At 68.5% G+C, this 25,120-nt stretch carries 35 protein-coding genes and 6 pseudogenes; 17 read left to right on the forward strand and 24 right to left on the reverse strand.

Features of this window, described 5'->3' with window-relative positions:
• Positions 1-3: 3 nt before the first annotated feature.
• The 3 genes and pseudogenes from ACHMWU_RS09855 to rfbB form a co-directional block, all read right to left on the reverse strand.
• Positions 4-192, reverse strand: a pseudogene (locus ACHMWU_RS09855) (dTDP-4-dehydrorhamnose 3,5-epimerase family protein); the annotation flags it as partial.
• Positions 189-716, reverse strand: coding sequence for an adenylyltransferase/cytidyltransferase family protein (locus tag ACHMWU_RS09860; protein ID WP_396043321.1), 528 nt, complete (start codon positions 714-716; stop codon positions 189-191). The pseudogene ACHMWU_RS09855 and the gene ACHMWU_RS09860, both read right to left, overlap by 4 nt.
• Positions 659-1,658, reverse strand: a pseudogene (rfbB, locus tag ACHMWU_RS09865) (dTDP-glucose 4,6-dehydratase). Before rfbB ends, ACHMWU_RS09860 begins: the two are co-directional and overlap by 58 nt.
• Positions 1,659-1,705: 47 nt before the next feature.
• On the opposite strand from rfbB, the gene rfbA reads away from it, so the two are divergent.
• The 4 genes from rfbA to ACHMWU_RS09885 all read left to right on the forward strand — a co-directional run bounded on the left by rfbA (position 1,706) and on the right by ACHMWU_RS09885 (position 4,597).
• Positions 1,706-2,569: a glucose-1-phosphate thymidylyltransferase RfbA gene (gene rfbA, locus ACHMWU_RS09870; RefSeq protein ID WP_396043323.1), complete on the forward strand. Its 864-nt coding sequence runs from the start codon at positions 1,706-1,708 to the stop codon at positions 2,567-2,569.
• Positions 2,570-2,631: 62 nt separating this feature from the next.
• Positions 2,632-3,321, forward strand: coding sequence for a DedA family protein (locus tag ACHMWU_RS09875; protein WP_396043325.1), 690 nt, complete (start codon positions 2,632-2,634; stop codon positions 3,319-3,321).
• 20 nt (positions 3,322-3,341) lie between these two features.
• On the forward strand, positions 3,342-4,121 hold the full coding sequence (locus ACHMWU_RS09880; protein WP_396043327.1) for a glycosyltransferase family 39 protein: 780 nt from the start codon (positions 3,342-3,344) through the stop codon (positions 4,119-4,121).
• Positions 4,118-4,597, forward strand: coding sequence for a hypothetical protein (locus ACHMWU_RS09885; RefSeq protein ID WP_396043329.1), 480 nt, complete (start codon positions 4,118-4,120; stop codon positions 4,595-4,597). The genes ACHMWU_RS09880 and ACHMWU_RS09885 overlap by 4 nt, the downstream gene beginning before the upstream one ends.
• A gap of 135 nt (positions 4,598-4,732) precedes the next feature.
• Here the strand turns inward: ACHMWU_RS09885 and ACHMWU_RS09890 are convergent, their stop codons facing one another.
• Together ACHMWU_RS09890 and ACHMWU_RS09895 are read right to left on the reverse strand one after the other, a co-directional pair.
• Positions 4,733-5,020 carry a hypothetical protein gene (locus ACHMWU_RS09890; RefSeq protein WP_396043331.1) on the reverse strand — a complete coding sequence of 96 codons (288 nt, stop codon included), beginning with the start codon at positions 5,018-5,020 and terminating at the stop codon, positions 4,733-4,735.
• A 19-nt stretch (positions 5,021-5,039) separates the two neighbouring features.
• Entirely contained in the window at positions 5,040-5,504 is a 465-nt protein-coding gene (locus tag ACHMWU_RS09895) for a winged helix-turn-helix transcriptional regulator (RefSeq protein WP_396043333.1), read from the reverse strand.
• Positions 5,505-5,608: 104 nt separating this feature from the next.
• Between ACHMWU_RS09895 and ACHMWU_RS09900 the strand changes: the two genes are divergently transcribed.
• Positions 5,609-6,994 carry an MFS transporter gene (locus tag ACHMWU_RS09900; protein ID WP_396043335.1) on the forward strand — a complete coding sequence of 462 codons (1,386 nt, stop codon included), beginning with the start codon at positions 5,609-5,611 and terminating at the stop codon, positions 6,992-6,994.
• On the opposite strand, the gene ACHMWU_RS09905 is transcribed toward ACHMWU_RS09900, so the two are convergent.
• From ACHMWU_RS09905 to ACHMWU_RS09945, 9 genes and pseudogenes are all read right to left on the reverse strand, one after another.
• On the reverse strand, positions 6,976-7,359 hold the full coding sequence (locus tag ACHMWU_RS09905; RefSeq protein ID WP_396043337.1) for a hypothetical protein: 384 nt from the start codon (positions 7,357-7,359) through the stop codon (positions 6,976-6,978). The genes ACHMWU_RS09900 and ACHMWU_RS09905 overlap by 19 nt on opposite strands.
• 201 nt (positions 7,360-7,560) lie before the next feature.
• Complete coding sequence (locus ACHMWU_RS09910; RefSeq protein ID WP_396043339.1) at positions 7,561-7,716, reverse strand: hypothetical protein; 156 nt, start codon at positions 7,714-7,716, stop codon at positions 7,561-7,563.
• Between the two features lie 73 nt (positions 7,717-7,789).
• A complete protein-coding gene (locus tag ACHMWU_RS09915; protein WP_396043341.1) occupies positions 7,790-8,254 on the reverse strand; it encodes an MFS transporter in 465 nt (154 codons plus the stop codon).
• 51 nt (positions 8,255-8,305) lie between these two features.
• Complete coding sequence (locus ACHMWU_RS09920) at positions 8,306-8,485, reverse strand: hypothetical protein (protein ID WP_396043343.1); 180 nt, start codon at positions 8,483-8,485, stop codon at positions 8,306-8,308.
• A complete protein-coding gene (locus ACHMWU_RS09925) occupies positions 8,482-8,844 on the reverse strand; it encodes a hypothetical protein (RefSeq protein ID WP_396043345.1) in 363 nt (120 codons plus the stop codon). The genes ACHMWU_RS09920 and ACHMWU_RS09925 overlap by 4 nt, the downstream gene beginning before the upstream one ends.
• Positions 8,845-8,867: 23 nt before the next feature.
• A complete protein-coding gene (locus ACHMWU_RS09930) occupies positions 8,868-9,011 on the reverse strand; it encodes a hypothetical protein (protein ID WP_396043347.1) in 144 nt (47 codons plus the stop codon).
• A 106-nt stretch (positions 9,012-9,117) separates the two neighbouring features.
• Complete coding sequence (locus ACHMWU_RS09935) at positions 9,118-9,387, reverse strand: FAD-binding domain-containing protein (RefSeq protein ID WP_396043349.1); 270 nt, start codon at positions 9,385-9,387, stop codon at positions 9,118-9,120.
• Positions 9,388-9,457: 70 nt separating this feature from the next.
• Positions 9,458-9,574: pseudogene (locus tag ACHMWU_RS09940) on the reverse strand (hypothetical protein); the annotation flags it as partial.
• Positions 9,555-10,376, reverse strand: a complete 822-nt coding sequence (locus ACHMWU_RS09945; RefSeq protein ID WP_396043351.1) for a deoxyribodipyrimidine photo-lyase — start codon at positions 10,374-10,376, stop codon at positions 9,555-9,557. The gene ACHMWU_RS09945 and the pseudogene ACHMWU_RS09940, both read right to left, overlap by 20 nt.
• Positions 10,377-10,431: 55 nt before the next feature.
• On the opposite strand from ACHMWU_RS09945, the gene ACHMWU_RS09950 reads away from it, so the two are divergent.
• Complete coding sequence (locus ACHMWU_RS09950; protein WP_396043353.1) at positions 10,432-11,121, forward strand: metal-dependent transcriptional regulator; 690 nt, start codon at positions 10,432-10,434, stop codon at positions 11,119-11,121.
• 95 nt (positions 11,122-11,216) lie between these two features.
• On the opposite strand, the gene ACHMWU_RS09955 is transcribed toward ACHMWU_RS09950, so the two are convergent.
• From ACHMWU_RS09955 to ACHMWU_RS09965, 3 genes and pseudogenes are all read right to left on the reverse strand, one after another.
• Positions 11,217-12,020: a DUF1295 domain-containing protein gene (locus tag ACHMWU_RS09955; protein WP_396043355.1), complete on the reverse strand. Its 804-nt coding sequence runs from the start codon at positions 12,018-12,020 to the stop codon at positions 11,217-11,219.
• A complete protein-coding gene (locus tag ACHMWU_RS09960; RefSeq protein WP_396043357.1) occupies positions 12,017-12,730 on the reverse strand; it encodes a class I SAM-dependent methyltransferase in 714 nt (237 codons plus the stop codon). The genes ACHMWU_RS09955 and ACHMWU_RS09960 overlap by 4 nt, the downstream gene beginning before the upstream one ends.
• A 106-nt stretch (positions 12,731-12,836) precedes the next feature.
• A pseudogene (locus ACHMWU_RS09965) lies at positions 12,837-13,085 on the reverse strand (SAM-dependent methyltransferase); the annotation flags it as partial.
• 309 nt (positions 13,086-13,394) lie between these two features.
• Between ACHMWU_RS09965 and ACHMWU_RS09970 the strand changes: the two are divergent.
• The 10 genes and pseudogenes from ACHMWU_RS09970 to cofE all read left to right on the forward strand — a co-directional run bounded on the left by ACHMWU_RS09970 (position 13,395) and on the right by cofE (position 18,101).
• Positions 13,395-13,868: a PGPGW domain-containing protein gene (locus tag ACHMWU_RS09970; protein ID WP_396043359.1), complete on the forward strand. Its 474-nt coding sequence runs from the start codon at positions 13,395-13,397 to the stop codon at positions 13,866-13,868.
• Entirely contained in the window at positions 13,865-14,626 is a 762-nt protein-coding gene (locus ACHMWU_RS09975; protein ID WP_396043361.1) for a pyridoxal-phosphate dependent enzyme, read from the forward strand. The genes ACHMWU_RS09970 and ACHMWU_RS09975 overlap by 4 nt, the downstream gene beginning before the upstream one ends.
• Positions 14,627-14,640: 14 nt before the next feature.
• Positions 14,641-14,841 carry a hypothetical protein gene (locus ACHMWU_RS09980; RefSeq protein ID WP_396043363.1) on the forward strand — a complete coding sequence of 67 codons (201 nt, stop codon included), beginning with the start codon at positions 14,641-14,643 and terminating at the stop codon, positions 14,839-14,841.
• A gap of 39 nt (positions 14,842-14,880) precedes the next feature.
• Positions 14,881-15,039, forward strand: a complete 159-nt coding sequence (locus tag ACHMWU_RS09985; protein WP_396046970.1) for a hypothetical protein — start codon at positions 14,881-14,883, stop codon at positions 15,037-15,039.
• Positions 15,020-15,373: pseudogene (locus ACHMWU_RS09990) on the forward strand (hypothetical protein); the annotation flags it as partial. The gene ACHMWU_RS09985 and the pseudogene ACHMWU_RS09990, both read left to right, overlap by 20 nt.
• 166 nt (positions 15,374-15,539) lie before the next feature.
• Positions 15,540-15,788, forward strand: coding sequence for a hypothetical protein (locus tag ACHMWU_RS09995; protein WP_396046972.1), 249 nt, complete (start codon positions 15,540-15,542; stop codon positions 15,786-15,788).
• A complete protein-coding gene (locus tag ACHMWU_RS10000; RefSeq protein WP_396043365.1) occupies positions 15,775-16,245 on the forward strand; it encodes a hypothetical protein in 471 nt (156 codons plus the stop codon). The genes ACHMWU_RS09995 and ACHMWU_RS10000 overlap by 14 nt, the downstream gene beginning before the upstream one ends.
• Before the next feature lie 29 nt (positions 16,246-16,274).
• Positions 16,275-16,601, forward strand: a complete 327-nt coding sequence (locus ACHMWU_RS10005; RefSeq protein WP_396043366.1) for a 2-phospho-L-lactate transferase CofD family protein — start codon at positions 16,275-16,277, stop codon at positions 16,599-16,601.
• Positions 16,576-17,235, forward strand: coding sequence for a 2-phospho-L-lactate transferase CofD family protein (locus ACHMWU_RS10010; RefSeq protein WP_396043367.1), 660 nt, complete (start codon positions 16,576-16,578; stop codon positions 17,233-17,235). Before ACHMWU_RS10005 ends, ACHMWU_RS10010 begins: the two co-directional genes overlap by 26 nt.
• Complete coding sequence (gene cofE, locus ACHMWU_RS10015) at positions 17,235-18,101, forward strand: coenzyme F420-0:L-glutamate ligase (protein ID WP_396043368.1); 867 nt, start codon at positions 17,235-17,237, stop codon at positions 18,099-18,101. Before ACHMWU_RS10010 ends, cofE begins: the two co-directional genes overlap by 1 nt.
• A 98-nt stretch (positions 18,102-18,199) precedes the next feature.
• Here cofE and gdhA read toward each other — a convergent pair.
• The 5 genes and pseudogenes from gdhA to ACHMWU_RS10040 all read right to left on the reverse strand — a co-directional run bounded on the left by gdhA (position 18,200) and on the right by ACHMWU_RS10040 (position 22,200).
• Positions 18,200-19,545 (reverse strand): annotated as a pseudogene (gdhA, locus tag ACHMWU_RS10020) (NADP-specific glutamate dehydrogenase).
• A 78-nt stretch (positions 19,546-19,623) separates the two neighbouring features.
• Positions 19,624-19,833: a hypothetical protein gene (locus ACHMWU_RS10025; RefSeq protein ID WP_396043370.1), complete on the reverse strand. Its 210-nt coding sequence runs from the start codon at positions 19,831-19,833 to the stop codon at positions 19,624-19,626.
• An 11-nt stretch (positions 19,834-19,844) separates the two neighbouring features.
• Positions 19,845-20,051, reverse strand: coding sequence for a hypothetical protein (locus ACHMWU_RS10030; RefSeq protein ID WP_396043372.1), 207 nt, complete (start codon positions 20,049-20,051; stop codon positions 19,845-19,847).
• A gap of 339 nt (positions 20,052-20,390) precedes the next feature.
• Positions 20,391-21,599, reverse strand: a complete 1,209-nt coding sequence (locus tag ACHMWU_RS10035) for a putative bifunctional diguanylate cyclase/phosphodiesterase (RefSeq protein WP_396043374.1) — start codon at positions 21,597-21,599, stop codon at positions 20,391-20,393.
• A complete protein-coding gene (locus ACHMWU_RS10040) occupies positions 21,580-22,200 on the reverse strand; it encodes a hypothetical protein (protein ID WP_396043376.1) in 621 nt (206 codons plus the stop codon). The genes ACHMWU_RS10035 and ACHMWU_RS10040 overlap by 20 nt, the downstream gene beginning before the upstream one ends.
• 134 nt (positions 22,201-22,334) lie before the next feature.
• Between ACHMWU_RS10040 and ACHMWU_RS10045 the strand changes: the two genes are divergently transcribed.
• Complete coding sequence (locus tag ACHMWU_RS10045) at positions 22,335-22,496, forward strand: hypothetical protein (protein WP_396043378.1); 162 nt, start codon at positions 22,335-22,337, stop codon at positions 22,494-22,496.
• Between the two features lie 107 nt (positions 22,497-22,603).
• Here the strand turns inward: ACHMWU_RS10045 and ACHMWU_RS10050 are convergent, their stop codons facing one another.
• Both ACHMWU_RS10050 and ACHMWU_RS10055 read right to left on the reverse strand, forming a co-directional pair.
• Positions 22,604-23,911 carry a pyridoxal phosphate-dependent decarboxylase family protein gene (locus ACHMWU_RS10050; protein WP_396043380.1) on the reverse strand — a complete coding sequence of 436 codons (1,308 nt, stop codon included), beginning with the start codon at positions 23,909-23,911 and terminating at the stop codon, positions 22,604-22,606.
• 272 nt (positions 23,912-24,183) lie between these two features.
• Positions 24,184-24,987 (reverse strand): APC family permease, encoded by an 804-nt coding sequence (locus tag ACHMWU_RS10055; RefSeq protein ID WP_396046616.1) that lies wholly within the window; start codon positions 24,985-24,987, stop codon positions 24,184-24,186.
• Positions 24,988-25,120: the final 133 nt, after the last annotated feature.

Raw genomic sequence — 25,120 nt, forward strand, 5'->3', positions numbered from 1 at the left:
GCCACGGGTCGCGCCAGCCGACGTGTTGAACGAGATGTTGTGCTGCACGGGGCCGAAGTCGGGCAGCCCGGCGGCGATCATCTTCTCGCGCTGCCAGTTCTCCTTGAACCAGCCGCGGTTGTCGCCGTGGACGGGCAGCCGCAGGACCACCAGACCAGGAATGGGCGTGGTGGTGAGGGTCAATTCGCTCATGTGAGATCCCGGTAGTGCTCGAGGAGGCGGCTCATGACCGCGAGGGCGTCTTGCATCTCGGTGATGTGCGAAGGGTCGAGGACCCGGAGCATCTGCTTGATCTCGGTGCTGGAGATGCCGTCGGTGCGCGGCAGGTAGACGACCTCGCACAGCTCGCTCAGCTCGTCGAACTTGCCGCGCCAGTCATCACCGATCGCGAAGACGTCGACACCGTGCTTCTTGATGTCGGTGATCTTCTGCTCCCACGAGGTCTCGGGGATGACTTGGTCGACGCCCTTGATGCTGCTGATGATCTGGGCCCGATCTTCGTACGACACGACGGAGGTCTTGCCCTTGCCGGCGTTGAACTCGTCGGTCGATACGCCGATGATCAGGCGGTCACCCAACGCGGACAGCCGGTTGATGAGGTTGAGGTGCCCGATGTGGAACAGGTCGAACGTGCCGTACGTGAGGACGGTCGTCACGGTCACTGCCCCTGTCGCTCGTACATCGACTCCGTCGTGGCCTTGGCTGGACGCCACCACGACTCGTTGGCGCGGTACCAGTCGACCGTCGCAGCCAGGCCTGCCTCGAAGTCGGCGAACGTCGGCTGCCAGCCGAGCTCGGCGCGCAGCTTGGTGGAGTCGATCGCGTAGCGGCGATCGTGACCGGCCCGGTCGGTGACGTGGTCGAAGTCGTCGGCCTCGCGGTCGAACAGGTTCAGCAGCTGTGCCGACGACGTCACGGTTGTTGCGTTCGCCGTCGGCGCCGATCAGGTAGGTCTCGCCGATCTGGCCCCGGTCGAGGATCGTCAGCACCGCCCGGCTGTGGTCCTCGACGTGGATCCAGTCGCGGACGTTGAGGCCGTCTCCGTAGACCTTCGGTCGCGAACCGTCGATGAGCTGGGTGATCTGTCGCGGGATGAACTTCTCGACGTGCTGGTAGGGGCCGTAGTTGTTGGAGCAGTTGCTGATCGTGGCGCGCACGCCGAACGACCGGACCCAGGCCCGGACGAGCAGGTCGGAGCCGGCCTTCGTCGCCGAGTACGGGCTCGACGGCTCGTAGGGGGTCGACTCGGTGAACCGGCTCGGGTCGTCGAGGTCGAGGTCGCCGTACACCTCGTCGGTCGACACGTGGTGAAAGCGACGATCGTGCTTGCGCACAGCCTCGAGCAGGACGAAGGTTCCCACCAGGTTGGTCTGCACGAACGGGCTCGGGTCGTTGAGCGAGTTGTCGTTGTGGGACTCTGCGGCGAAGTGCACGACGGCGTCATGACGGCTGACGAGCTCGTCGACCAGGGCGGCATCCGCGATGTCACCGACGACGAGCTTGCAGCGATCGAGCGGCAGGTCGTCGATGCTCTCGCGGCTCGCCGCATAGGTCAGCTTGTCGAGAACCGTGACCGAGACGTCAGTTGCCTCGATCAGGTGACGTACGAAGTTGGAACCGATGAAGCCGGCGCCACCGGTCACGAGAACAGTCTGCATACCCTCAGCCTAGTCAGTGAGGTCCTGGCTCTCGCTACCATGTCCGGATGCGCGGAATCATTCTTGCCGGTGGAACCGGTTCACGTCTCCACCCGGTCACGACAGCGGTCAGCAAGCAGCTGCTGCCGGTCTACGACAAGCCCATGATCTACTACCCGCTCTCGACGCTGATCCTGGCGGGCGTGTCGGACGTCCTGATGATCACGACGCCGCACGACGCCGAGCAGTTCCAGCGCCTGCTGGGAGATGGCTCGCAGCTCGGCATCTCCATCACGTACGCCGTCCAGCCGAGCCCTGACGGTCTCGCGCAGGCCTTCGTGATCGGTGCGGACCACATCGGTGACGAGTCCGTCGCGTTGGTGCTGGGCGACAACATCTTCTACGGGGCCGGGCTCGGGCACCAGCTGTCGAGGTTCACCGACGTCGATGGTGCCGTGATCTTCGGCTACCGCGTCGATGACCCGAAGGCATACGGCGTCGTGGAGTTCGACGCGACCGGACAGGCGATCTCGTTGGAGGAGAAGCCCGAGGAGCCGCGCAGCCACTTCGCCGTTCCGGGCCTGTACTTCTACGGCAACGACGTCGTCGAGAAGGCGGCAGACCTCAAGCCATCTGCTCGCGGCGAGCTGGAGATCACCGACCTCAACCGCATCTACCTCGAAGAGGGACGACTGCGGGTCGACGTGCTGGAGCGCGGTGTCGCCTGGCTCGACACTGGGACGTTCGACTCGTTGGGCGAGGCGGGTGAGTTCATCCGCACGGTCCAGAAGCGGCAGGGTCTGTCGATCGGCTGCCCCGAAGAAGCTGCCTGGCGCACCGGCATGCTGTCCGACGACGGTCTCCGGGCGCAGGCTGCGGCCTATGCCAAGAGCGGCTACGGCGCCTACCTGCTGGGTCTGCTCGACGACTGAGGTTCATCTGCCAGTCACCTTGACCATGACGGTTGGTCGCCTTGGCGGCCGATCGTGGAGGCATGACAGGTGTCACGCTGACGCTCGGACTGGGCCTTGCCCTGGCGTTCGCCGAGTCCGGCCTCGGCCTCGGGATGTTCGTTCCGGGGGAGACCGCAGTCGTCGTGCTGGCCGCGACGATGGACTCGCCGTGGCAGACCGTGCTGCTGGGGGCGGCCGTCATGACCGGCGCCTGCCTCGGTGACCATGTCGGCTTCTTGCTGGGACGACGCTACGGCGAGGCACTGCGCGAGACGACACTCGTGCGGCGGCTCGGCCAGCAGCACTACGACCGTGCCACCGGCGTCCTGCGCCGGCGGGGCGGTGCAGCGATCTTCCTGACCCGTCTCGTGCCGGTCGTGCGCACCGTCACGCCGGCGGTCGCCGGGGCATCGGGACTGGCCTACCGGCGGTTCCTGCCGGCTTCGTTGGCCGGTTCGGCCCTGTGGGCAGCGGTGTACGTCGGAGGGGGGTCACTCGTCGCCGCGGTGCTGGCCTCGACGGGGCGGGCGACCTGGCTGATCGTGGTGCTGGTCGCTGCAGTGGTCCTGCCGGTGCTGGTCGTCCGCGCGGTGATCGGTGTCCGGCCGGCACGAGCGGCACCGGACGTCGCGTCCCTCGGCTGGCGACCGGGGTCCTGCCGCGTCGTCCGACGTTCATGGCGCTGGTCGGGGAGACCCGGATCTGACGAAGAGGGAGCACGTCCCGGCTGACTCAGGTAGGGTCCACCGACGTGAATCAACTGTCGCGCCCGGCCCTTGAGCGATGGAGGCTGGTTGCTCTGCTGGGGCCGGCAGCCCTGGCGGCCGTGGTGGGGTTCTGGTCGATCACGGTTCCGTCGCTGTGGCGTGACGAGTCGGTGACGGTGTACTTCACTGACTCATCCCTGGGTGACGCGTTGCGCGATTGGGGCGACCAGGACGCGGTGCACGCGTTGTACTACCTGATCGCGAGGGCCACGGCCTGGATTGGTCCGATCGAGGTTGGTGTGCGGCTGCCGTCGGTGGTCGCCTTTGCGCTCACAGCGCTGGGCATCGTCCTGCTGGGCCGTCGGCTGTCCGGACAGGTCGCAGGTACCTGTGCAGGCGTGGTGTACGCACTCATTCCGGTTGGTTCACGGTATGCCCAGGAGGCCCGACCGTACGCGCTGGTCAGCGCGGCAGCAGTGTTCTCGACCCTTGCCTTGCTGAGGCTGAGTGAGCGACTGACCAAGGAACGGTTCGCGTCCTACGTCCTGATCACGACAGTGCTGGGCTACCTGAACATCTATGCGCTGCTCCTGCTGCTGGCGCATGGCACGTATGTCTTGTGGGAGGCGCGAGCAGCGCTGCGACGTGTGGTGCCGGCATGGGCGTGCTCGCTGGTGCTGCTGCTCCCCATGATCCTGATCGGCTCGTCCCAAAGTGGTCAGATCGGCTGGATCGCCAAGCCGGGGTGGGAGGCTTGCTGCAGCAGTTCGAGTTCTACGGCACAACACGTGGCCTCAACACGGTGTTGGTGGTGGCTGGCGTGATCGGGCTGGGGTTCATTCGTGGCAGATCTCTGCTCGTGTCGTGGGCATTGGCGCCGATCCTGGTCGGCTTCTTGGTCTCGCAGTACCTCCCGATGTTTATCGGACGGTACCTGTTGTTCGTCCTTCCGGCGTGGTGCCTGCTGGTCGGCGCGGGAGTGGTCGGTGCTGCCCAGCTGCTTGGCCGGGTTGCCGAGCGGTGGAGGTCGCGCGCGCGAACACCTGTCGTCGCCATGGTCGTGGCAGTGGTTGTGGCGTTGGTCGCGTTGCTCGGCCTCGATGAGCAGCGTGCACTGAGGCAACCCGCGTCGCATCTGGACAACTTGCGCGCCCTGACGCATGACTTGGCGCAGTCGGCCGATCCGGGTGATGCGCTCGTCCTGGTGTGGACGAGCTCACTTCCGTTTTTCGGCGCCTATGGTGGGCCGTTTCCAGACGATGCAGATCTTTCGCTTCGACTCGGTCCCCGATCATGTTGAACGAGTGTGGACGACGAGTTTTTATGCCCCAGGCGAGAAGGGCGAAGAAATCGAGTTTCAGGGCCTGTCCAAGGAGTTCCGACCGGTTGAAGTGAGGCGATTCGGCCGATCGGTGCTCAGCTCGTGGGAGCGACGTTAGCTGCTGAACACCCAGGCTGCAGCAGCGATTGCGGGGAGCGACCCGAACGCGATCCACGGTGACAGCGGCGGGCGCCGGTGCACGAGCCTGATCGCGCCGAGCGCCAGCACGCCGATCACGGCCATCACGACCAGCAGCAAGATCGCATCGCTGCGGCGGTCGTCGTCGACCAGCATCGCGATCGCGGCGGTCATCGCTCCGAGGGGGAAGGACGACACCGCGAGGATCAGGAACGAGATGACCCACCGTTGAACCTGCTCGATGCTGAGCTCGCGTCTGGGCACACACCCAGTATGCGGCCAGTCAGCCCGTGACCACGACGTCCTCGGTGTCGAGCTGGTGACCGGCGGTGCAGCCGACCGTGACGGTCACGTCGGCCTCGCAGCCGGCGTGGGTGAAGCGCGGTGACCAGCGAGCGGGAGCGTGCTTGCGTCCCCACTCGGCGAGGGCGAGCACGACGGGGACGAGGTCGTTGCCACTCTCGGTCAGGACGTACTCGTGTCGGGTGCGTTGGCCCGGCTCGCGGTAGGGGCGTCGCTCGAGCAGCCCGGCGTCGACGAGCTCGCGCAGTCGCGATGACGCGATCGCGTCGCTGATGCCGACGCGCGTCGCGAACTCGTCGAACCGGGTCGTGCCGTAGGCGGCCTCGCGCATCAGGAGCATCGCGGAGCGGGTGCCCACGACCTGCATGGCGCGATCAACGGGGCAGTGGTCTCCGGGGGAGGTGCGGTCGGTCGCGGCGAGGCGACCTGCGAGCTGCATCGGCATGGTCTGACGATACAGGACTGGCTAGGCAAAACCATAGTCAGCCGATACAGTCTCTGACTATGCAAATATCTAGTCAGCCAATGAGCTCGCGACGGACCAAGTTCGTGGTCCTCGCGACGATCGGTGCCGCCTTCATGTCGAGCCTCGATCTGTTCGTCGTCAACGTGGCCTTCGACGACATCGGTCGAGACCTCGGCGTCGGCACGTCCGGCGGGCCCACCGCCGCCGACCTGAGCTGGGTCTTGAGCGCCTATGCGGTCGTCTACGCCGCGCTGCTGGTGCCGTTCGGACGTCTGGCCGATCGCTACGGTCGCAAGCGCCTGTTCATCGCCGGGCTCATCGTCTTCGTCGCCGCCAGCGCCGCGTGCGCGGTCAGCGCAGACGTGTGGTCGCTCGTCGGGTTCCGGGCGGCCCAAGCAGCCGGAGCAGCAGCCATGACCCCCGCGAGCCTCGGGATCCTGATGGCGGCCCTACCTCCGGAGAAGCGAGTCGGAGCAGTCCGGCTGTGGGCCGCGACCGGTGCGCTGGCCGCCGCGTTCGGCCCGACCGTGGGCGGCGTGCTGACCCAGGTCTCGTGGCACTGGGTCTTCCTGATCAACATCCCGGTCGGGGCTGTCCTGCTGTGGCTTGCCGTGACCGCAGTCGACGAGGCGGCGGCCGACAGCGACGCACCGCGGCCGGACCTCGTCGGGGCGAGCCTGTTCGCCGGGGCGGTCGGTCTGCTGGCGCTCGGACTGACCAAGAGCAACGACTGGGGCTGGACCAGCGGACGAACCGCCGGTGCGTTCGCTGCGGCCGCCGCACTTGCCGCGGCATTCGTCTGGCAGTCTCGCCGGCACGTCTCGCCGGTGATCCACCCGGCGCTGCTCCGGGTGCGGACGTTCCGGTACACCAATCTCGCGATGCTCACGTTCAACATCGCCTTCGCCGCCCGCTTGCTCGTCGGGATCCTGTGGCTGCAGCAGATCTGGGGGTACTCCGCGCTGCGCACGGGCTTTGCGATCGCGGCCGGTCCGGCACTCGTCCCGGTGACGGCCGTCCTGACACACCGGCTGCTGCCGTCCATGTCGGCGGCCAGGCTCGTGGCGATCGGTTCGGTCCTCTGCGCGCTCGGCAACATCTGGCTCGTCGCCCGGATGGGCAACTCACCGGAGTACCTGACGTCCTACCTGCCGGGATGGCTGCTCAGCGGCATCGGGGTGGGGTTCGCCCTGCCCAACCTGATGGCCGGTGCCACTCACGATCTACGCCCCGACCAGTCGGCGACCGGCAGCGCGATCGTGACGATGTCGCGGCAGATCGGCTTCGTGATCGGCGTCAGCGTCCTGTTCGCGATCATCGGCAGCGACCAGGGGCTTGCGGCGATGGACGGATTCGTCGCGACCTGGTGGTTCTCGGTCGCCGCGCTGCTCGTCGCGGCCGTCGTCGCCGCCGGGATGTCGCCGCGAGCTGCGACTCCGGCCGCAGGAGGTCAGCGGGTGATGCGGTAGCGCACGAATGACGGGACGGCCAGCGCCGCGACGACGACGCCGACGACTACCAGCGCGCCCCCGCCGGCTGCGGCTGCCGCCGTCCCGACAGCCGCGGCGGTGGCGCCGTGCAGGGTGTCGGCGATGCGCGGGCCGCCGGCCACGACCACGATGAAGACGCCCTGCAGCCGTCCTCGCATCGCGTCGTCGGCCGCGGCCTGCAGCATGCTGGTGCGGAACGCGGCCGACGCCATGTCGGCCGCGCCGCCGATCACCAGCATCACCAGGGCGATCACGAGCATCGGGGTCAACCAGCGGTCGGCCAGGGCGACCGCGACCCCGAACCCGGTCATCGACAGTCCCCAGATCACGATGCAGACGACCACCGCGAGCCCCTGACGGTGCACGCGCGAGACCCCAGCCGCTGAAGACCCCGCCCATCACGGCACCGGCGGGGATCGCAGCGAAGAGCAGCGCGAACACCAGGCCTCCGGCATCCGGGCCGTCGAACGACTTGTGGGCGATCTCGGGGAACAGCGCGCGCGGCATGCCGAAGACCATCGCGATCAGGTCGACCACGAACGACATCAGCAGCACCGGCTGGGTGCGCAAGATAAGACGAATCCGTCGACGACGGCCCGGAACCCCGGCACGCTCGTGGCTGCGTCGATGACCTTGAGGCTCGGCAGCGCCATGACGGCGCTGAGCGTCGCGAACAGCGAGAACGTGTCGAGCAGGTACATCCACTCGAAGCCGATGATCGGGATCAGGACCCCGGCGACGAGGGGGCCGCGATGGCGCCGGCCATCGTGACGGTCATGTTGCAGCGAGTTGGCCGGCAGGGGAGGCTCGACCGGGACGAAGCTCGGGGATGATCGCCGCGCGCGTCGGTTGGTTGACCGCGAAGAAGGCCTGCTGGACCGCGAACAGCGACAGCAGCAGCCACGGATTCGTGTTGCCGAGCGCAGCCTGCAGCCAGAACAGCCCGCTCGTGACGATCAGGCCGACCGTCGTGATGATCAGCATCGTGCGCCGGTCGAAGACATCGGCGAGCGCGCCGCCGTACAGCCCGAAGAACACGAGAGGGACAAGACCGAAGACACCGGCGAGCCCGACGAACAACGACTCACCGGTGTCGAGGTACAGCTGAGCCGGCACTGCCACGACCGTCAGCTGGGCGCCGATGACCGTGATGATGTTGGCGACCCAGAGGCGCCGGAAGTGCTGGTTGCGCAGGGGGCGGGTGTCCGCGAGGAGATGAGAGATCGACAGCCGCGGCACGTCAGCCGATGTTACGCCTGCCCTCGCGGTCCGGCACGACGTGGCACGGCGTCAGCGGAAGTGCTCCAGGTCGATCTGGATCCAGACCTGCTCCGCGCGACCGAGCAGCTCGCCGTCGACGGTGTACAGGGCAGTGTTGGTGAGGAACTTGCGACCGTCGCGGGTGTCGAGCTCACCGACGGCGATGAGCTGCTCGCCGGCATGCGGTGCACGAAGCACCTGGGCGGTCATGCGTCCGAGCACCATGGGCTGGGCAATGAAATCAGCCGCCCAGCCGCCGGGACAGTCGAGGGCCGCCCACGTCGTGGGTTCGTCGAGGAGTCCATCTGCTCCGCCGAAGGCGGCGTGCGGGCTCCAAAGAGCTGCGGTTCGGCGGTCGTCGATCGGCCGGTGAAGATCCGCAGACCGTCGCCCTCGTCGCGGGCCACGCCGCACGTGAAGCAACGGTCGAAGGGGTGCTGGTGGAATCCGGGGTAGTCGGCCAGTCCCTGCTCGGCCTGCTGCAGCGTCGGGGACGGCGGGACGTCGCGGGCGAAGCTGCCTGGCTGGGCGTCACCCACAACTGCACCGCCGGCGGTCAGCAGCCGCACGGTGTCACCGTCGTGCTCCCAGCTCAGGGGACGTCGAGAGGAGGTGGCAGCCTCAGGGTCGACGTCACGGGGGTGTCCCGACCCAGCTCGTGCGCGATCATGCCCGCGACGTAGCCGCCGTTGCCGGAATGGTCGGGACCGTTGAACTGTGCCGGGATCGTCACCATGCCCCGACCCTACCGAGCCGGACGAATCGCGTCGTAGCGCCGCAGCGACTCGACGCGCTCCTCCGCGTGGTCGACGATCGGCGCCGGGTAGTCGGCCGGCGGCCGGTCAGTTCCCAGGGGGTGTGGACGTGTCGTGAGCCGACGTCAGCGAGCTGGGAACCCACCGCCGGACGTACTCGCCGTCCGGATCGAACTTCTTGCCCTGCGTCATGGGGTTGAAGATGCGGAAGTACGGCGACGCGTCGGTGCCTGATCCGGCGACCCACTGCCAACCGTGCTGGTTGGACGCCAGGTCGCCGTCGATCAGCAGGTCCATGAAGTGCCGGGCGCCGTGCTGCCACTCGACGTGCAGGTCCTTGACCAGGAAGCTGGCCACGATCATCCGGGACCCGGTTGTGCATCCAGCCTTCGGCGAGGAGCTGCCGCATGCCGGCGTCGACGATCGGGATCCCGGTCCGTCCCTGCTGCCAGGCCACGAAGTCGTCACCGGGCAGGTCGTAGTCCATGTGCTCGAACGTCCGGTTGTAGTAGCCGAACGCGGAGTCAGGCCGCTGGTGCAGCACATCGGCGTAGAACTCGCGGGAAGGCCAGCTCCCTGGCGTACGCCTGTGCGCCGGCAGAGCGGAGCGGTGCGAGATCGGCCAGCATCGTGCGCGGGTGGATCGTCCCCCAGCGCAGGTGGGCCGACATGCGGGACGTCCGGTCGGGGCCAGGGAGGTCGCGGGCGGAGTCGTAGTCGGCGACGTCGTCGGCCAAGAACTCGCGCCACCGCTCACGTGCTGCGTCCTCGCCGGCTGCCGGCCACGACATGCCCTCGGGGGCCTCGACCTCGGGCAGGACGACGGGTTCGACGTCGGGACGGATCCAGGGCACGTCACGCGCAGGTTCGGCCGGGCCGCGCCACCCGTGCTGCTGCCAGGCGCGGAAGTACGGCGTGAAGACCCGGTAGCCTGTCCCGTCGTCCTTGGTGACCCGGCCGGGTGCGACGGCGTACGCCGAACCGGTGCGGACGAGCGCGATGCCGTGGCGGTCGAGCTCGGCCTCGACGGCGCGGTCGCGGGCGGCGCCGTACGGCCCGTAGTCGGCTGCGACATGGACGCTCGACGCTCCCACTGCCCGTGCGATGCGCACGACCTCGGCGACCGGATCGCCGTGCGCGACGTGCAGCCCGCCGATGCGGTCGGAGAGCTCGGCCAGGAGGTGTGACAGGTAGGCCGCTCGCACGGAGGTGCCCGAAGCCCAGAGTGTGTCGTCCAGCACGAAGAGCGGGACCACGCCGTCGCTGCCGGCCTCGACGGCCGCCAGAATCGCGGGGTTGTCGTCGATGCGCAGATCGCGCCGGAACCACATCACGGACGTTGTCATGGGTCCCATTCTCATAGTTGGTCGCAATGTTCGCAGGGCATGGAACAATGGGCGCGTGAGCGACCTCATCGACACCACAGAGATGTACCTTCGCACGGTCTACGAGCTGGAGGAGGAGGGCATCGTCCCGCTGCGTGCGCGCATCGCCGAACGCCTCCACCAGAGCGGACCGACGGTCAGCCAGACCGTGGCACGCATGGAGCGTGATGGATTGCTGGCAGTCGAGGGCGACCGTCACCTCGGCTTCTCGGTCAAGGGCCGTCAGCTCGCGACCCGCGTGATGCGCAAGCACCGGCTGGCCGAGCGGCTGCTGACCGACATCATCGGTCTCGAGATCGAGTACGTCCACGAAGAGGCGTGCCGCTGGGAGCACGTGATGTCCGAGCAGGTCGAACGTCGCCTGATCGAGATCCTCGAGCACCCCACCGAGTCGCCGTACGGCAACCCGATCCCCGGCCTGGCCGAGCTGGGCCAGCCGGCCGCCGAGCCCGACTACCTCGATGGCGTCGTGCCCATGACGGTCGCGGTCAAGGGGGCGACCGAGCCGGTGCGGCTCGTGATCCGTCGCATCAGCGAGCCGCTGCAGACCGACACCGACGTCATGTCGGTGCTGCGTCGCGTGGGCGTCCTGCCCGGCAATGACGTCCTGGTCTCGCAGGGACACGACGGCGTCGTCGTCGCCCGTCAGGGTGAGACCGCCGAGATCGACACCGAAGCCGCGATCCACATCTTCGTCTCCGCCTAATCCCCGCTGAGGAGGGGGTTATGGCCCCGCGGCGAGTGGGTTTTCGCCCTCCCGTAGGGCGATAACCACCTCCCCAAGGGGCGGTAACTACCTCGTCAGCGTTTGGGTGGGAGGGGGATGAAGCCGGAGGTGCGGCGGACGTACTCGTCGTAGCCTGGCTTGGTCTTCTTCATGCCCTTCTCGTTGAGGGATGCGCCGGTGACCTTGGTCAGGAAGAGCGTCATCGCGAGCGGGCTGATGATCGTGGCCAGGCCCACCGAGGAGCCGGCGACGACGATCCAGATGCCGGCCCACACGCAGGCGTCGCCGAAGTAGTTCGGGTGCCGGGTGTAGCGCCACAGTCCCTGGTCCATGATCTTGCCCTTGTTGGCAGGATCAGCCTTGAACGCGGCCAGCTGCGCATCGCCGACCGCCTCGAAGAACAGCCCGACAGCCCACACGAGGACGCCGAGGACGAGCAGCGGCGTCGAGACCTCGAGATTGTTGACACCCACCATGATGGGCGTCGCGACCAGGAACATCGCGATGCCCTCGGGCAGGAACACCCGCGTCAGGGCGACCCGGGTGAACGAGCGGCCATCGCGCTCGGCGAGGTCGGCGTACCGCGGGTCCTCGGCCTGACCGTTGTTGCGGCGGTGCAGGTACCAGGCGAGCCGTAGTCCCCACACGCCCACCATGGCGAGCAGGATCCAGCGGATCGACGAGTCGCCGTCCCCACCCGAGGCGACGAAAGCGGCCTGGAGGGCCACGAGCACGAAGCCGATGCCCCACATCGTGTCGACGACGGTCAGCTTCTTCTGCAGCTGCGCGAGGCCCAGGCCCAGCGCCATGAACGCCACGACGGTCGACAGACCGCCGATCAGGCTCGCGACGGTCTGCGAGAGGTCGTTGTCGATCATGCGAGCCACGCCAGGGGGGTGGCCGGCATGTTGCTGACGCCGCGCGGCGACGGCTTGACCGCCAGGATCTGGTCGACGCCCATGCGGTTCTCCTCAAAGGCCAGCGCGCCGCCGACGAGGTACAACCGCCAGACGCGGGCGTACTCCTCGCCGATCAGCTTGACCGCGGTGTCCCAGCTGTCCTCGAGCTTGGCTGCCCACCCGGCGACGGTCTGCGGATAGTGCTCGCGCATTGCCTGCACGTCACGGATCTCGAGACCCGAGTCGGCGATCAGCCCGATGGTCTTGGCCAGTGGCTTCATGTGCATGTCGGGGGCGATGTACGTCTCGATGAACGGCCCGCCGCCGGGCCGGTCGCCGGGGGCATCGTTGCTGCGTGACATCTGCTGGATCAGCACCCGGCCGCAGGGCTTGAGGTAGCGGAAGATCGAGCTGGTGAACACGACGTACTCGGCGTCGCCGACGTGCTCGCCCATCTCGATCGAGGCGATCGCGTCGATCTCGCCGTCGTGGACGCCCGAGGCCTCGAGGTCACGGAAGTGGAGCAGGCTCACGTCGACCTTGTCGGACAGTCCTCGCTCGGCTGCGCGGGCCAGCACGTAGTCGCGCTGTTCGACCGAGAGAGTCACCCCGGTGACGTGGACGCCGTAGTGCTCGGCGGCGAACAGCGTCAGGGAGCCCCAGCCGGAGCCGATGTCGACCATCCGCATGCCGGGCTGCAGGCCGAGCTTCCTGCAGATCAGGTGCAGCTTCGCCGGTCTGTGCCTCCTCGAGCGTCATCTCCGGCGTGACGTGGAAGCCGCTGGAGTACGCCATGTTCGGGTCGAGGATCAGCTCGTAGAAGTCATTCGACAGGTCGTAGTGGTGCGAGATCGCTGCCTGGTCGCGTTCTTTGCTGTGCAGCTCGCCGGTCAAGGCCGACTCGGCGGCCGGAGCCGGCGGACGTCGACCGATGACACCGAGTCGCAGCGCCAGGGCAGCAGCCTTGGCAGCCTGCCGGGGGCCGATCTTCGGCCGGCCGGCGGACGCGTCGAGGGTGCGGGCGTCGCGCACGGCATTCCACATGGCACGGAGGCCGTCGCCGAGGTCGCCCTCGACGTCGAGGTCTCCCTGGACGTAGGCGCGGGCGACGCCGAGCTCGCCGGGCTGCCAGATGATGTGGCGCAGGGCGCGCTTGTTCGCGATCACGACGACCGGTGCGCCGGGCACACCGGCCTCGCTGCCGTCCCAGGCGCGCAGCCGGATGGGAAGGGTGAGGCCGAGGGTCTCCTCGGCGAGGGAGAGCAAGGATGAGGCGATGTTCACAGGTGCAAGTCAACCGGCACACGGCGGGTTGCGCCATCTGAATTGTGGGGTATGCGGCAGACTGTCCTCATGAGTTTCGGGGCTGCTGCGAAGGGTTGGCTCCAGCGAACGGGCACAGAGATCCTCGGCTGGATCCTGGTGCCGGTCGGCATCATCATGATGCCGGCGCCGGGTCCGGGCACCTTGGTGCTGATGGCCGGAATCGCTCTGTTGGCCCGTCGTTACGTGTGGGCGCAGCGTCTGCTCGAACCGCTCGAGCGCAGTGCGATCGCTGCAGCCAAGTTCGGTGTCGCCACCTGGCCCCGCATCCTGTTCAGCCTGCTCGGCGTGTTCTGGCTCGTGTTCCTGGGTGTCGTGTGGTGGATCGAGCCGACGATCCCCGAGTTCGAGGTTCTGGGCGTCGGCTTCGGTCCGGGCCTGCCGGCGGCCGGCTGGGTCACCGCGCTGGGCATCTTCACGTCAGCTGCCGCGGCACTGGGGCTGCTGGTCTACAGCATCATCCGGTGGCGCGAACCGCGAGCGCGCTCCGAAGATCTCCGATGAGCCTGTTGGGTGGACGCTTTCCCGCCGCTGATCTGCCGCACTTCCGGCTAGGCACCGGGCCGACACCGGTGCAGCGGCTGGAGCTTCCTGATCGAGACGATGTCTGGGTCAAGGACGAGAGCGGGTTCGGTGACGGCGGATGGGGAGGCAACAAGGTCCGCGAGCTCGAGTGGATCATTCCGGAGGCCCATCGGCGTGGCCGCTCGACGCTGTTCACGGTGGGTGGGATCGGCACCCATTGGGGTCTCGCCGCCGCGCTCTACGGCCGCGAGCACGGATTGCGCACCGTGCTGGGCCTGGTCGACCAGCCGGTCGACGACCACGTGCGCGACCAGCTGCGCCGGCTCGGTGAGTCGGGGGCGGTCCTGCACCGGTACCGGACGGTCGGCAGGCTCAAGCTTGCTGCGCCGTGGCTGCTCGCCCGCTACTCGACGCGCGGGCGCCTGCCGTACTACCTTCCGGCAGGGGGCTCGTCACCTGTCGGCAGCCTGGCGTATGTCGACACCGCGCTGGAGATCGCTGCCCAGGTCGAGGCGGGGGTCATGCCCGAGCCGGCCACGATCGTGACGGCGGTGGGCTCTGGTGGCACCGCGGCCGGTCTGCTGCTGGGGCTGCGACTGGCCGGGCTGAGCACGCGGGTGCTGGGTGTCGTGGTCAACGAACTCGTTCCGGCTCGACGCCGTCACGATCAGCGATCTGGCCAACCGGACTGCGAGGCTCCTGCGCGAGCGTGGCGCCGACGTGCCGGTCAGAGCTGACGCCCGACGACCTGGTGGCGAGCGACGAGTGGATGGGCGAGACGTACGGGGCGACGACGCAGGCCGGCACCGAGGCTATCGACGTGGCCGCCCGCCTCGGACTGGAGCTGGAGCCCGTCTACACCGCCAAGGCGCTCGGCGCGATCCGGAGCCTCGGCGCGAATCTCGACGGCCCCGTGCTGTTCCTGCAGACTCACGGCCCTCGAGAGGGCTGATGACTGGCGCGCAGGGGCGCCGTGGCAGACGATGAACTCATGTCTGAGCACACCTGTGATGTCGTCGTTGTCGGTCTCGGTCCCGGAGGGGAGGCCCTCGTGGCGCGGCTTGCTGCCGCAGGGCTCGATGTCGTCGCGGTCGAGGCCGAGCTGGTGGCGGGGAGTGCCCGTACTGGGGATGTATCCCGTCGAAGATGATCATCCGGGCTGCCAATGTCATCGCCGAGACGCGCCGGGTCGCGCAGCTGGCGGGCACGGCGACGGTGGATCCCGACTTCTCGGTCGTGGCGCGCCGGATCCGAGACGAGGCGACCGACAGCTGGGACGACACGGTCGCCGCCGATCGGGTCACGGCGGCCGGTGCGCGCGTCTCGTCCGCGGTCACGGCCGGCTGTCCGGCGACCGCACGGTCGTCGTCGGTGACGACACCTACGTCGCGGCGAAGGGCGTCGTCCTCAACACCGGCACGACGGCCTCGGCGCCGCCGATCCCGGGCCTGGCCGACACGCCGTTCTGGACCAACCGCGACATCCTGAAGGCCGAGCAGGCTCCAGCATCGATGGTCGTGATCGGCGGAGGTGCGATCGGGCTCGCTGGCCCAGGCATTCTCCCCGGTTCGGCACCGAGGTCACGGTGCTGGAGGTCGCGCCACGCATCCTCGCCGTGGAAGAGCCGGAGGCCTCCGGCTGATTACCGGCGTGCTCACGGCGGAGGGGATCGGCGTGCACGCGGGGATCTCGATCGATGCGGTGGCTCACGACGGCCAGCGGTTCCACGTGACCTGCGGCGACCCTTCGACAGGCTCAGGACAAGACAAGACCTTCGAGGCCGATCAGGTGCTGGTCGCCGCAGGACGCAGGTCACGCCTCGACGACATCGGGCTCGACACGGTCGGGGTCGAGCCGGGGTCGGTTCCTCGAGGTCGACGACACGATGCAGGTCCGTGACGGCTTGTGGGCCATCGGCGACATCACGGGGCGCGGGGCGTTCACGCACGTGTCGATGTACCAGTCGGAGCGGGCGGCGCGATCGATCCTGGGCGAGGAGCTCGGACCGTACGACGCGAGCCTGCCGCGGGTCACGTTCACGGATCCGGAGATCGGGGCGGTCGGCTTGACCGAGTCGCAGGCGCGCGACCGCGGCATCGACGTCAGGATCGGCATCGCGAAGATTCCCGAGAGCAGCCGAGGGTGGCTGCACAAGGTCGGCAACGAGGGGATCGTCAAGCTCGTGATCGACTCCGAGCGCGACGTGATCGTGGGGGCGACGAGCGCGGGCCCGATGGGCGGCGAGACGCTCGCCGGGCTGGCGTTCGCGGTGCGCGCCGAGATCCCGGTGGAGACGCTGCGCAACACGATCTACGCCTACCCGACGTTCTGGCGGGCGATCGAGTCCGCGCTCTGACATCAGCGGCACTCCGGCAGAATGAACGCATGAAGATCACGGTGCTCTCAGGTGGCGTCGGCGGCGCTCGGTTCATCTCCGGCCTGCTGGCGGTGGCGGCGCCCGACGACGAGGTCACGGTGATCGGCAACACGGCCGACGACATCTGGGTCTTCGGTCTGCGGGTGTGCCCCGATCTCGACACCGTGATGTACACCTTGGGCGGCGGCATCGACCCCGAGCGCAAGTGGGGCCGCACCGACGAGACCTGGCACGCCAAGGAAGATCTGACGGCGTACGGGGGCTCGGTCGACGTGGTTCGGTCTCGGCGACCGCGATCTCGCGACGCACTTGATCCGCACCGAGATGCTGCGTGAGGGCCACGGTCTTGCCGCCGTCACCGAGCGGCTGTGCGAGCGGTGGCAGCCGGGAGTCCGGCTGCTGCCGATGACCGAGCACGAGGTCGAGACCCACATCACGACCGACGACGGCGTGATGCACTTCCAGGAGTACTGGATCCGGCTCCGTGCGACGGTCCCGGTGCGGGGGCTCGAGTTCGTCGGCGCCGAGAAGGCGACGGCGGGGCCGGGTGTCGTCGAGGCGATCATGACGGCCGACCGGGTCATCTTGCCGCCGTCGAACCCGATCGTGTCGACGGGGGCGATCCTCTCGGTCGCCGAGGTGGCTCAGGCCGTGCGCGAGACACCGGCACCGGTCGTCGGGGTGTCGCCCATCATCGGGGGTGCCGCGGTGCGCGGCATGGCCGATCAGCTGTTGACTGGTCTGGGGCTCGAGATCAGCGCCTCGGGGGTCGCACGGCACTTCGGCGCCCGGTCGGCCGGTGGTCTGCTCGACGGCTGGTTGCTCGACACCGCCGATGCGGCCGAGCTGCCGGCCGTGCAGGACGCGGGTCTGGTGGGACAGGCGGCTCCGCTCTACATGTCGGACGACGTGCTGACGGCCCAGCTGGCCCGCGACACGCTCGCGCTGGCCGCAGAGCTGGTCGACTGATGACGCTGCAGATCTGGGCGCTGGACGGAATCGGCGAGATCCGCAGCGGCGACGACCTGGCCGCGGTCATCGTCGCCCACCTCGACGGGCCGCTGCAGACCGGTGACGTGGTCGTCGTGACGAGCAAGATCGTCAGCAAGGCGGCCGGGCAAGCCACGACGGGCAACCGCGATGACCTGCTGGTGGCCGAGACCGACCGGGTCGTGGCCAGGCGCGGACCGACACGTATCGTGCGCACGCACGGCGGCCTGACCCTCGCGGCCGCTGGGATCGACGCCTCGAACCTCGAGGCCGGCACCGTCATCCCGCTGCCGCGAGATCCGGACGGCGATGCCCGCGACATCCGCGCGGGGCTGCAGCGGCTCACGGGGGCCGAGGTCGGTGTCATCATCACCGACACGGCAGGGCGTGCGTGGCGGGTCGGTCAGACCGATCTGGCGATCGGGGCGGCTGGCATCGTGCCGTCGTTGTCGTTCGACGGGGTCGTCGACGCCTATGGCAACGTGCTGGCGGTGACGGCGCCCGCGGTGGCCGACGAGATCGCCAGCGCATCCGACCTGGTTGCGGGCAAGCTCGGCGGACGGCCCGTCGTGATCGTGCGGGGCCTGCCGCGTGAGTGGTTCGATCCCGGTGCGCCGGGTGCGTCGGCCCTGATCCGCGACGAGGACGGCGACCTGTTCGGACTCGGGCTCGCGCGACGCGGTGCTGGTCGCGGCCGGTTACGGCGACGAGGCTGCGTGGGTTCCCTGCGCCCGAGGCTGGTGACGACGTGCTGTCGCTGGCACGGGAAGGAGTCGATCCCGCACTCGCGGTCGTCGACGAGGTCGATGGCGAGCGGTGGTCTCTGCGGTCGTCGACACACCTGAGGCACATGTCGAGGTCGGCCGCCTGCTCGAGCGGCTCCGCATCCTCGGCCGGGCCCTGCGCCACGAGTGACGCAGGGCGCGACCAACGAGACGGTCGGTCAGATGACGCCGAGGGCCAGCATCGCGTCGGCGACCCGGGTGAACCCGTTGATGTTGGCGCCGGCGATGTAGTTGCCCGGGGTGCCGTACTCGTCGGCGGTCTCGAGGCAGCGCTGGTGGATACCGCTCATGATGTCGGCCAGGCGCTCCTCGGTGTGCTCGAAGCTCCACGAGTCACGCGACGAGTTCTGCTGCATCTCCAGCGCGCTGGTCGCGACGCCGCCGGCATTGGCCGCCTTGCCCGGAGCGAAGGTCACACCGGCCTCGACGAGCAGCTTGGTGGCGTCGGGCGTGACCGGGCATGTTGGCGCCCTCGGCGACGATCTTGCAGCCATTCGCGACGAGCGTCTTGGCGTGCTGCTCGTCGAGCTCGTTCTGCGTCGCGCACGGCAGGGCGATGTCGCACGGGACGTCCCAGATCGTGCCGTCGGCGATGAAGCGGACGTCGCCGCCACGGGCCTCGGCGTACTTGCTGATGCGCTCGCGCTGGACGTCCTTGATCTCCTTGAGCAGCTCGAGGTCGATGCCGGACGGATCGACGACGTAGCCGCTGGAGTCCGAGCACGCGATGACGGTGCCACCGAGCTGGTCGGACCTTCTCGATCGCGTAGACCGCGACGTTGCCCGAGCCCGAGACGATGACGCGCTTGCCGTCGAACGACTCGCGGCCGGCCTTCAGGATCTCGTCGACGAAGAACACCAGGCCGTAGCCGGTGGCCTCGGTGCGGACCTGCGAGCCGCCCCAGGTCAGACCCTTGCCGGTCAGCACGCCGGACTCGTACCGGTTCGTGATGCGCTTGTACTGGCCGAACAGGTAGCCGATCTCGCGACCGCCCACGCCGATGTCGCCAGCCGGGACGTCGGTGTACTCGCCGATGTGGCGGTAGAGCTCGGTCATGAACGACTGGCAGAACCGCATGACCTCGGCGTCGGAGCGACCCTTGGGGTCGAAGTCCGAGCCGCCCTTGCCGCCGCCGATCGGCAGACCCGACAGGGCGTTCTTGAAGATCTGCTCGAAGCCCAGGAACTTGACGATGCCGAGGTAGACGCTGGGGTGGAACCGCAGCCCGCCCTTGAAGGGGCCGAGGGCGGAGTTGAACTCGACGCGGAAGCCGCGGTTGATCTGCACCTGGCCAGCGTCGTCGACCCACGGGACGCGGAAGATGATCTGGCGCTCGGGCTCGCACAGGCGGCGGATGATCGCCGCATCCGCGTACTGCGGGTGCTTGGTGACGACGGGCCCGAGGCTGTCGAGCACCTCCGACACGGCCTGGTGGAACTCGGTCTCGCCCGGATTGCGGATGAGCATCTCGTCGTGGACAGCCTGCAAGCTGGCGTGCAACATCGTTGGATCAACCTCCCAATAGGGGGCCGTAGGCCCCGACGCACACTACCGAGCGTCGCCGCAGGCCCCCGCAAGGGGTCAGGTGGCCACAGCCACCGGATTCCAGGTCCAGTCGGTCGGCAGGGCGATGCCGTCCAAACCGATTCCCTGGAAGATCAGTCGATATGCGTCGGGATTGTCCATGCGCTGCCGCTCGAACATCCGGTGCAGGTTGGCCCACAACGGGGTGCTGCTGGGGGAGCCGAGGTACTCGCCGGTCTTGGTGCCGGGCAACGCCTGTGTCTGCATGCCCAGACCGGTCAGGGCTGGCGGGCGTGGGAGTCCATGATCATCACGATGTAGTCGATGTCGTTGGCGAAGGCGGCCGTGACGATCCCGTGGTACAGCGCTCCGGCGCACAGCCCGCCGCGCCCCGCACCCTTGCGGACCGCGATCGTCGCGACGTCCCACGTACGGCCGGATCGACGCCTGCGGCCCGTGCCGACCGCAGGCCGTCGACCTGCCACGGCGGGCGGCCGACGTCGTTCAACGTCTTGAGCCCGGCTGATCCGGGAGCGATGAAGCGGGCCGTGGCGATCGCTTCTCCATCGTCCTGCAGGACTGTCATGAAGCCGGTCGAGTCTGCGTAGGGCCCGTACTCGATGTCGAACTCCTCGGGCGTGTTGCCGTAGGTCTCCAAGAAGACCTGGGCCTCGCACCTCAGGGCGGCGGCAGCTGCTCGCCCACCGGGTCGAACACGAACTGCAAGGGAGCAGCAGTCATCGGGATTCCTCTCTGTCTTGCTCAGGTCCTCGTGCGTCTACTGCCGGCGGCAGGGACACGGACGAGTCGTTGTGGTGGTCCAGTCACGCACCCATTCGGGTGACTCGCGTCGGTGGCATGGGACGTGCCAGGTGGTAGCCCTGCACCATGTCGATCCCCATCGCCACGAGCGCTGCAAGGTCGGCGGCGTTCTCCACGCCCTCGGCGACGATGCGCATGTCGAGGGCGTGCGCGAGCTGGATCGTGGAGGCCACGATCATCCGGCTGCGGTCGTCGGTCGCGACGTTCGCGATGAGGGTGCGGTCGATCTTAGCCTGCACCGGCAGGTTGCGCAGGTACGTGAGCGAGGAGAAGCCGGTGCCGTAGTCGTCGATCGAGACCTGCACGCCGTTGCTCCTCGGCTCGAGGAGCACTTCGCGGGTGTGCTGCGGATCGGCCAGGAACGAGTCCTCGGTGACCTCGAGGACCAGGCGGTCGACGGGGATGTCGGCCGCCGCGATCGTGGCGTAGAGCTGAGGCAGGAAGCTGGGCCCAGCAGCTCTGGCGGGCGCAGTTGATCGCGACCCGCAGGTCGAGACCCTCCTTGAGTCGTGCGTGGAAGTCGCTGATGGCCTGAGTCGCCACGACGTCGGGAGAAGCTGGCCCATCAGACCGGCCCGGCGGGCGGCAGGCAGGAACGACACCGGGCTGATGAGGCCTTGCGTGGGATGGCGCCAGCGCACGAGGGCCTCGAGCCCGGACACCTCCATCGTGGCTGCGTCAAGCTGCGGCTGGTACCAGACCTCGATCTGGCCGTCGCTGATTCCTCGGCGGAGCTCTTCGGCGAGCTGCAGGCGGGAGCGGGAGAACTGGTCGAGCTCGGCGTCGTACAGCGCCGCGCCCAGGCCCGAGTTCTTGGCCTGGTACATCGCCACGTCTGCCCGTCGGAGGATGTCGCTGCTGTCCTCGTCGCTGCTGAGGGCGATCGTGACGCCGATCGAGCCGGAGGGACAGATCTCGATCTCGTCGACGATGATCGGCTTGGCGAGTTCCCTGAGCACGCTGTGCGCCGTCTCCATCAGCTCGATCTCGTCGGTCGTGTCGAGGATGATCGCGAACTCGTCTCCGCCGAGGCGGGCGACCCGGACGTGAGGGTCGACGGCCTCCCGCATCCGTACCGCCACGAGCATCAAGACAGTGTCGCCGGCCCGGTGCCCCAGCGAGTCGTTGATCTCCTTGAAGCCGTCGAGGTCGAGCAGCATCAGCGACAACGGCTTGCGATCGGTCAGCCCATCACCCAGCCAGCTGCGCACGGCCCGCCGGTTGGGCAGCTTGGTCAGGTCGTCGGTCTGCGACAGGGCGAATGCCTCGTTCGGCCCGGTTGGCGTCGCGCAGGGCCAGGGCCATGCGGGCGGCGACGGCGCCCATCGTGAGCACCGCCGGAGGGAGCGTGTAGAACGCCATCGAGTCGTCGGGGCGGATCGTCAGCACCGCGAGCGCCACGATGCCGGCGGTCACCAGGATCGCGGTGCCGGCGGCCTTGGGCACGGCCCGGATCGCGGACTGCTCGGGTCGGCACGCTGCTGCCACCAGCATCGCGAAGGACACGCCCCACAGGACGTTGCTGAAGTTGCCGAAGTCGTAGGTGCGTGCCGAGACCTGCAGGGCGAAGCCCGAGTCGGCTCCGGCGAGCAGCAGGAAGGCCGTGCCGAGCATGATCGACTTGCGTCGGTCGGTCCGCGCGAGGAGCAATGCCTGCCCGAGCACCACGAGTGCCAAGATGACGTCGGCCATGGGGTAGATCAGGGCCAGGAGAAGCGAGAGTCCCTCTTGCTCGGAGGCCAGCTGGATCGGGGTCACGAGCAGCAGCGACGCGAGACAGGACGTCGCCCCGCAGATGATCGCGATGTCCAACCGGCTGCGGGCAGGCCGGCGCTGACGTCGATCGACGTCCCGACAGGAGGTAGCCGGCCATGCCGAGGTACGACACCAGGAACAGCCATTCGCCGCGAGCCGGGAAGTGAGCCTGGGCGTCCATCCGTGCGGCGTTGACCGACATCGAGCCCAGTGACCAGGTGGCCACGGCACCCAGCAGCAGCAACAGCGCCGTACGGCGTCCTGGATACAGGCTCACTGCCAGCGCGATGCGCAGCAGGAGCAGCGGGAAGAAGACCGAGAGCGAGGTCAGCAGGATCGCGGCGCTTCTCTGATGAGCGACCGACTGCGCGAACTGGTTGGCCGGAGACCGAGGATCAGCACGGCCCACGACAACCGCGCCACGACGGTGTGTGCCCGCGTGACCCAGGCGACCGTCGGCTTAAGTGGTGGGCGCATCGCACTCCAGGCTCTCGAGGACGAGGTCGACGTCCGCAGTCGTGGTCAGGGGGTTGACGAAGCAGAGCCGCAGCACTGTCTCGTCGGCGAACGTCGTCGGCGTGACGAGTGCCATGCCACGGCTTCGCGCTCGCTCTGACCAGCGAGCGTACTGCTCCGCGCTCCAGCCGCGTCGCCGGAACAGCACGACTGACAGATGCGGATCGTTCGCGAGCTCGAGGTGCGGGCTCGACTCGATCTGCTTGGCCGCGTACTCGGCGGTGGCGAGGCAGCACTCGACGGCCTCGACGTAGGCGTCGGTGCCATTGGCCACGAGCGAGGCCCACACGGGCAGGCCGCGGGCTCGCCGCGACAGGTGGGCGGCGTAGTCGGCGGGGTTGTCGACGTCGGCGTCGTTGACCGCGTCGAGGTATCCGGCGCGCTGCCGATGGGCGGCACGAGCCACGAGAGGATCTTGGTACAGCACCGCTGCGCAGTCGAAGGGCGTGAAGAGCCACTTGTGGGGATCGATCGTGACCGAGTTGGCACGGTCGATGCCGTCGAAGTCGGCGCGCCGGCCGGGCGACAGCAATGCAGCGCCTCCGTAGGCGGCGTCGACGTGCAGCCAGACTCCGTGCTGGGCGCACACGTCGGCGATGTCGGCGAGGCAGTCGATCGCGCCGGTGTTGGTCGCGCCGGCGCTGGCGACGACTGCGACGACGTCGCGGGGGTCCACGTCGGCGAGGGCGGCCGCGAGGTCACTGCCTCGCAGGGGATGATCGGGCGATCCGACCCGAGATGACCCGGCAGCCCATGATGGCGGCGGCTGCGCCCACCGAGGCATGGGCCGAACCACCGGCGACGACGATGCCGGGGCACGCCCGTCGGGCGCGACTCTGCCGTGCCGGGCGGTGACCAGTGCACTGAGGTTGGCGAGCGAGCCGCCACTGACGAAGACGCCGTGGGCGGTGTCGGGATAGCCGACCGTGTCGCACAACCACTGGATCGCCACGCGCTCGGCCGCGACGACGTCACCGGCCTCCAGCTCGCTGCCGCCGTAGATCGAGGCCGCCGACAAGGCCGCGTCGGCGATGACTGCGGCGGGGGTCGGGGAACCTCCGACGAAGGCGAGGTAGCGGGGGTGGTCGGTCGGGAAGGCCGTGGGCAGCAGCGCGTCGCGCAGTGCCGCCCAGGTGGCGTTGATGCCGATGCCCGTTGTCGTGACCTCAGGCAGCTGTGCTGAGCGCGGGGGACGGATCGGGCTGGGGGAGGTTCGACGGTCAGCGATCCAGTCAGCGAGGTCCCGGAGCACCTGCCTGTCCTGTAGCGCGAAGTCGTGCACGGTGACCCATCGATCGTAGAAGTGAATGGCGATGGGTCACTGAGTCCACCGCAGGTTCCACCATCCCCTTGGTGCTCCTACGTCTCCCTCGGGTGTCCCGATTAAATTAAAGGGTAGACCCGCAGACGGGTCAGGACGAACTGAGCGTCGTGAGGATCGTCACGATGGTGACAATCCTTCTCCGAAACCAGTCACGGCTCCCGGTCGGGTGAACCGAGCCAGGAGCCGTGAACGGGCCCTGCCTACTGCGGGATGGCGTCCGCAGCAGGAGCGTCGCTGGTCAGGTGAGGCTTGACCACCGTCAGGTACACGAGTCCCACGCCGACGACGATCGCCAGCGACAGGAGCACGAGGTAGTTGTCGTACCAGGCGGCGTCCGGCGTGCGCGGCCACGCCATGTTGACGGCGGCGGCCAGCTGGTAGGCGAGCGCCGCCAGCGTCACGGGCAGTCCCCACCGTCCGAGCGTGAAGCGACCGGACGGTTCCCAGCCCTTCAGCCGGGCTCGCAGCGCCGCGATGACGACCATCATGAAGCCGGTGTAGATGCCGAGCGAGGCGAACGACACGATGCGGGTCAGGGCGTTGTCCGAGACCTGCGACACCAAGATGATCACGATCGGGATCGTCGCCGACAGGAGCAGGGCGTACGGGGGCACGGCCCGTGCGACGGAGAACTGCTTGAACTTCGAGCTGCCCGGCATCATGTCGTCGCGAGCGTACGAGTAGATCAGTCGGCTCGAGGCGGCCTGCAGGCTCAGTGCGCACGAAAGGAACGAGATCAGCACGACGGCGACCACGACCTTGAAGCCCACGTCGCCGAAGGCGTTCGACAGCACGGCGGTGACCGGGTCGGCGTCTTCGCCCGAGATGACCGCACCGAAGTCGGGGACGGCGAGGATCAGGGCCAGCGTGATGAACACCGAGGCCGCGGCGCCGATGTAGATCGTCATGCGCATCGCCCGGGGGATCTGGGTGCCCGGGTCGATGACCTCTTCGGCGACGTCGCCACAGGCCTCGAAGCCGAAGTATAGGTAGACGCCGATCAGTGCTGCAGCGAAGAACGCCGGGAGGTACGAGCCGGTGCCGGCAAGCTCCGGCGGAGTCGAAGATGACGCCCAGTCCGTGGTTGCGCTCGGCGATCAGCAGCCAGCCGCCGACGACGAGTGCGCCGAGCAGCTC

Origin of the sequence: Aeromicrobium sp. UC242_57 (genome assembly GCF_044452305.1) — a bacterium.
Taxonomy (GTDB): domain Bacteria; phylum Actinomycetota; class Actinomycetes; order Propionibacteriales; family Nocardioidaceae; genus Aeromicrobium.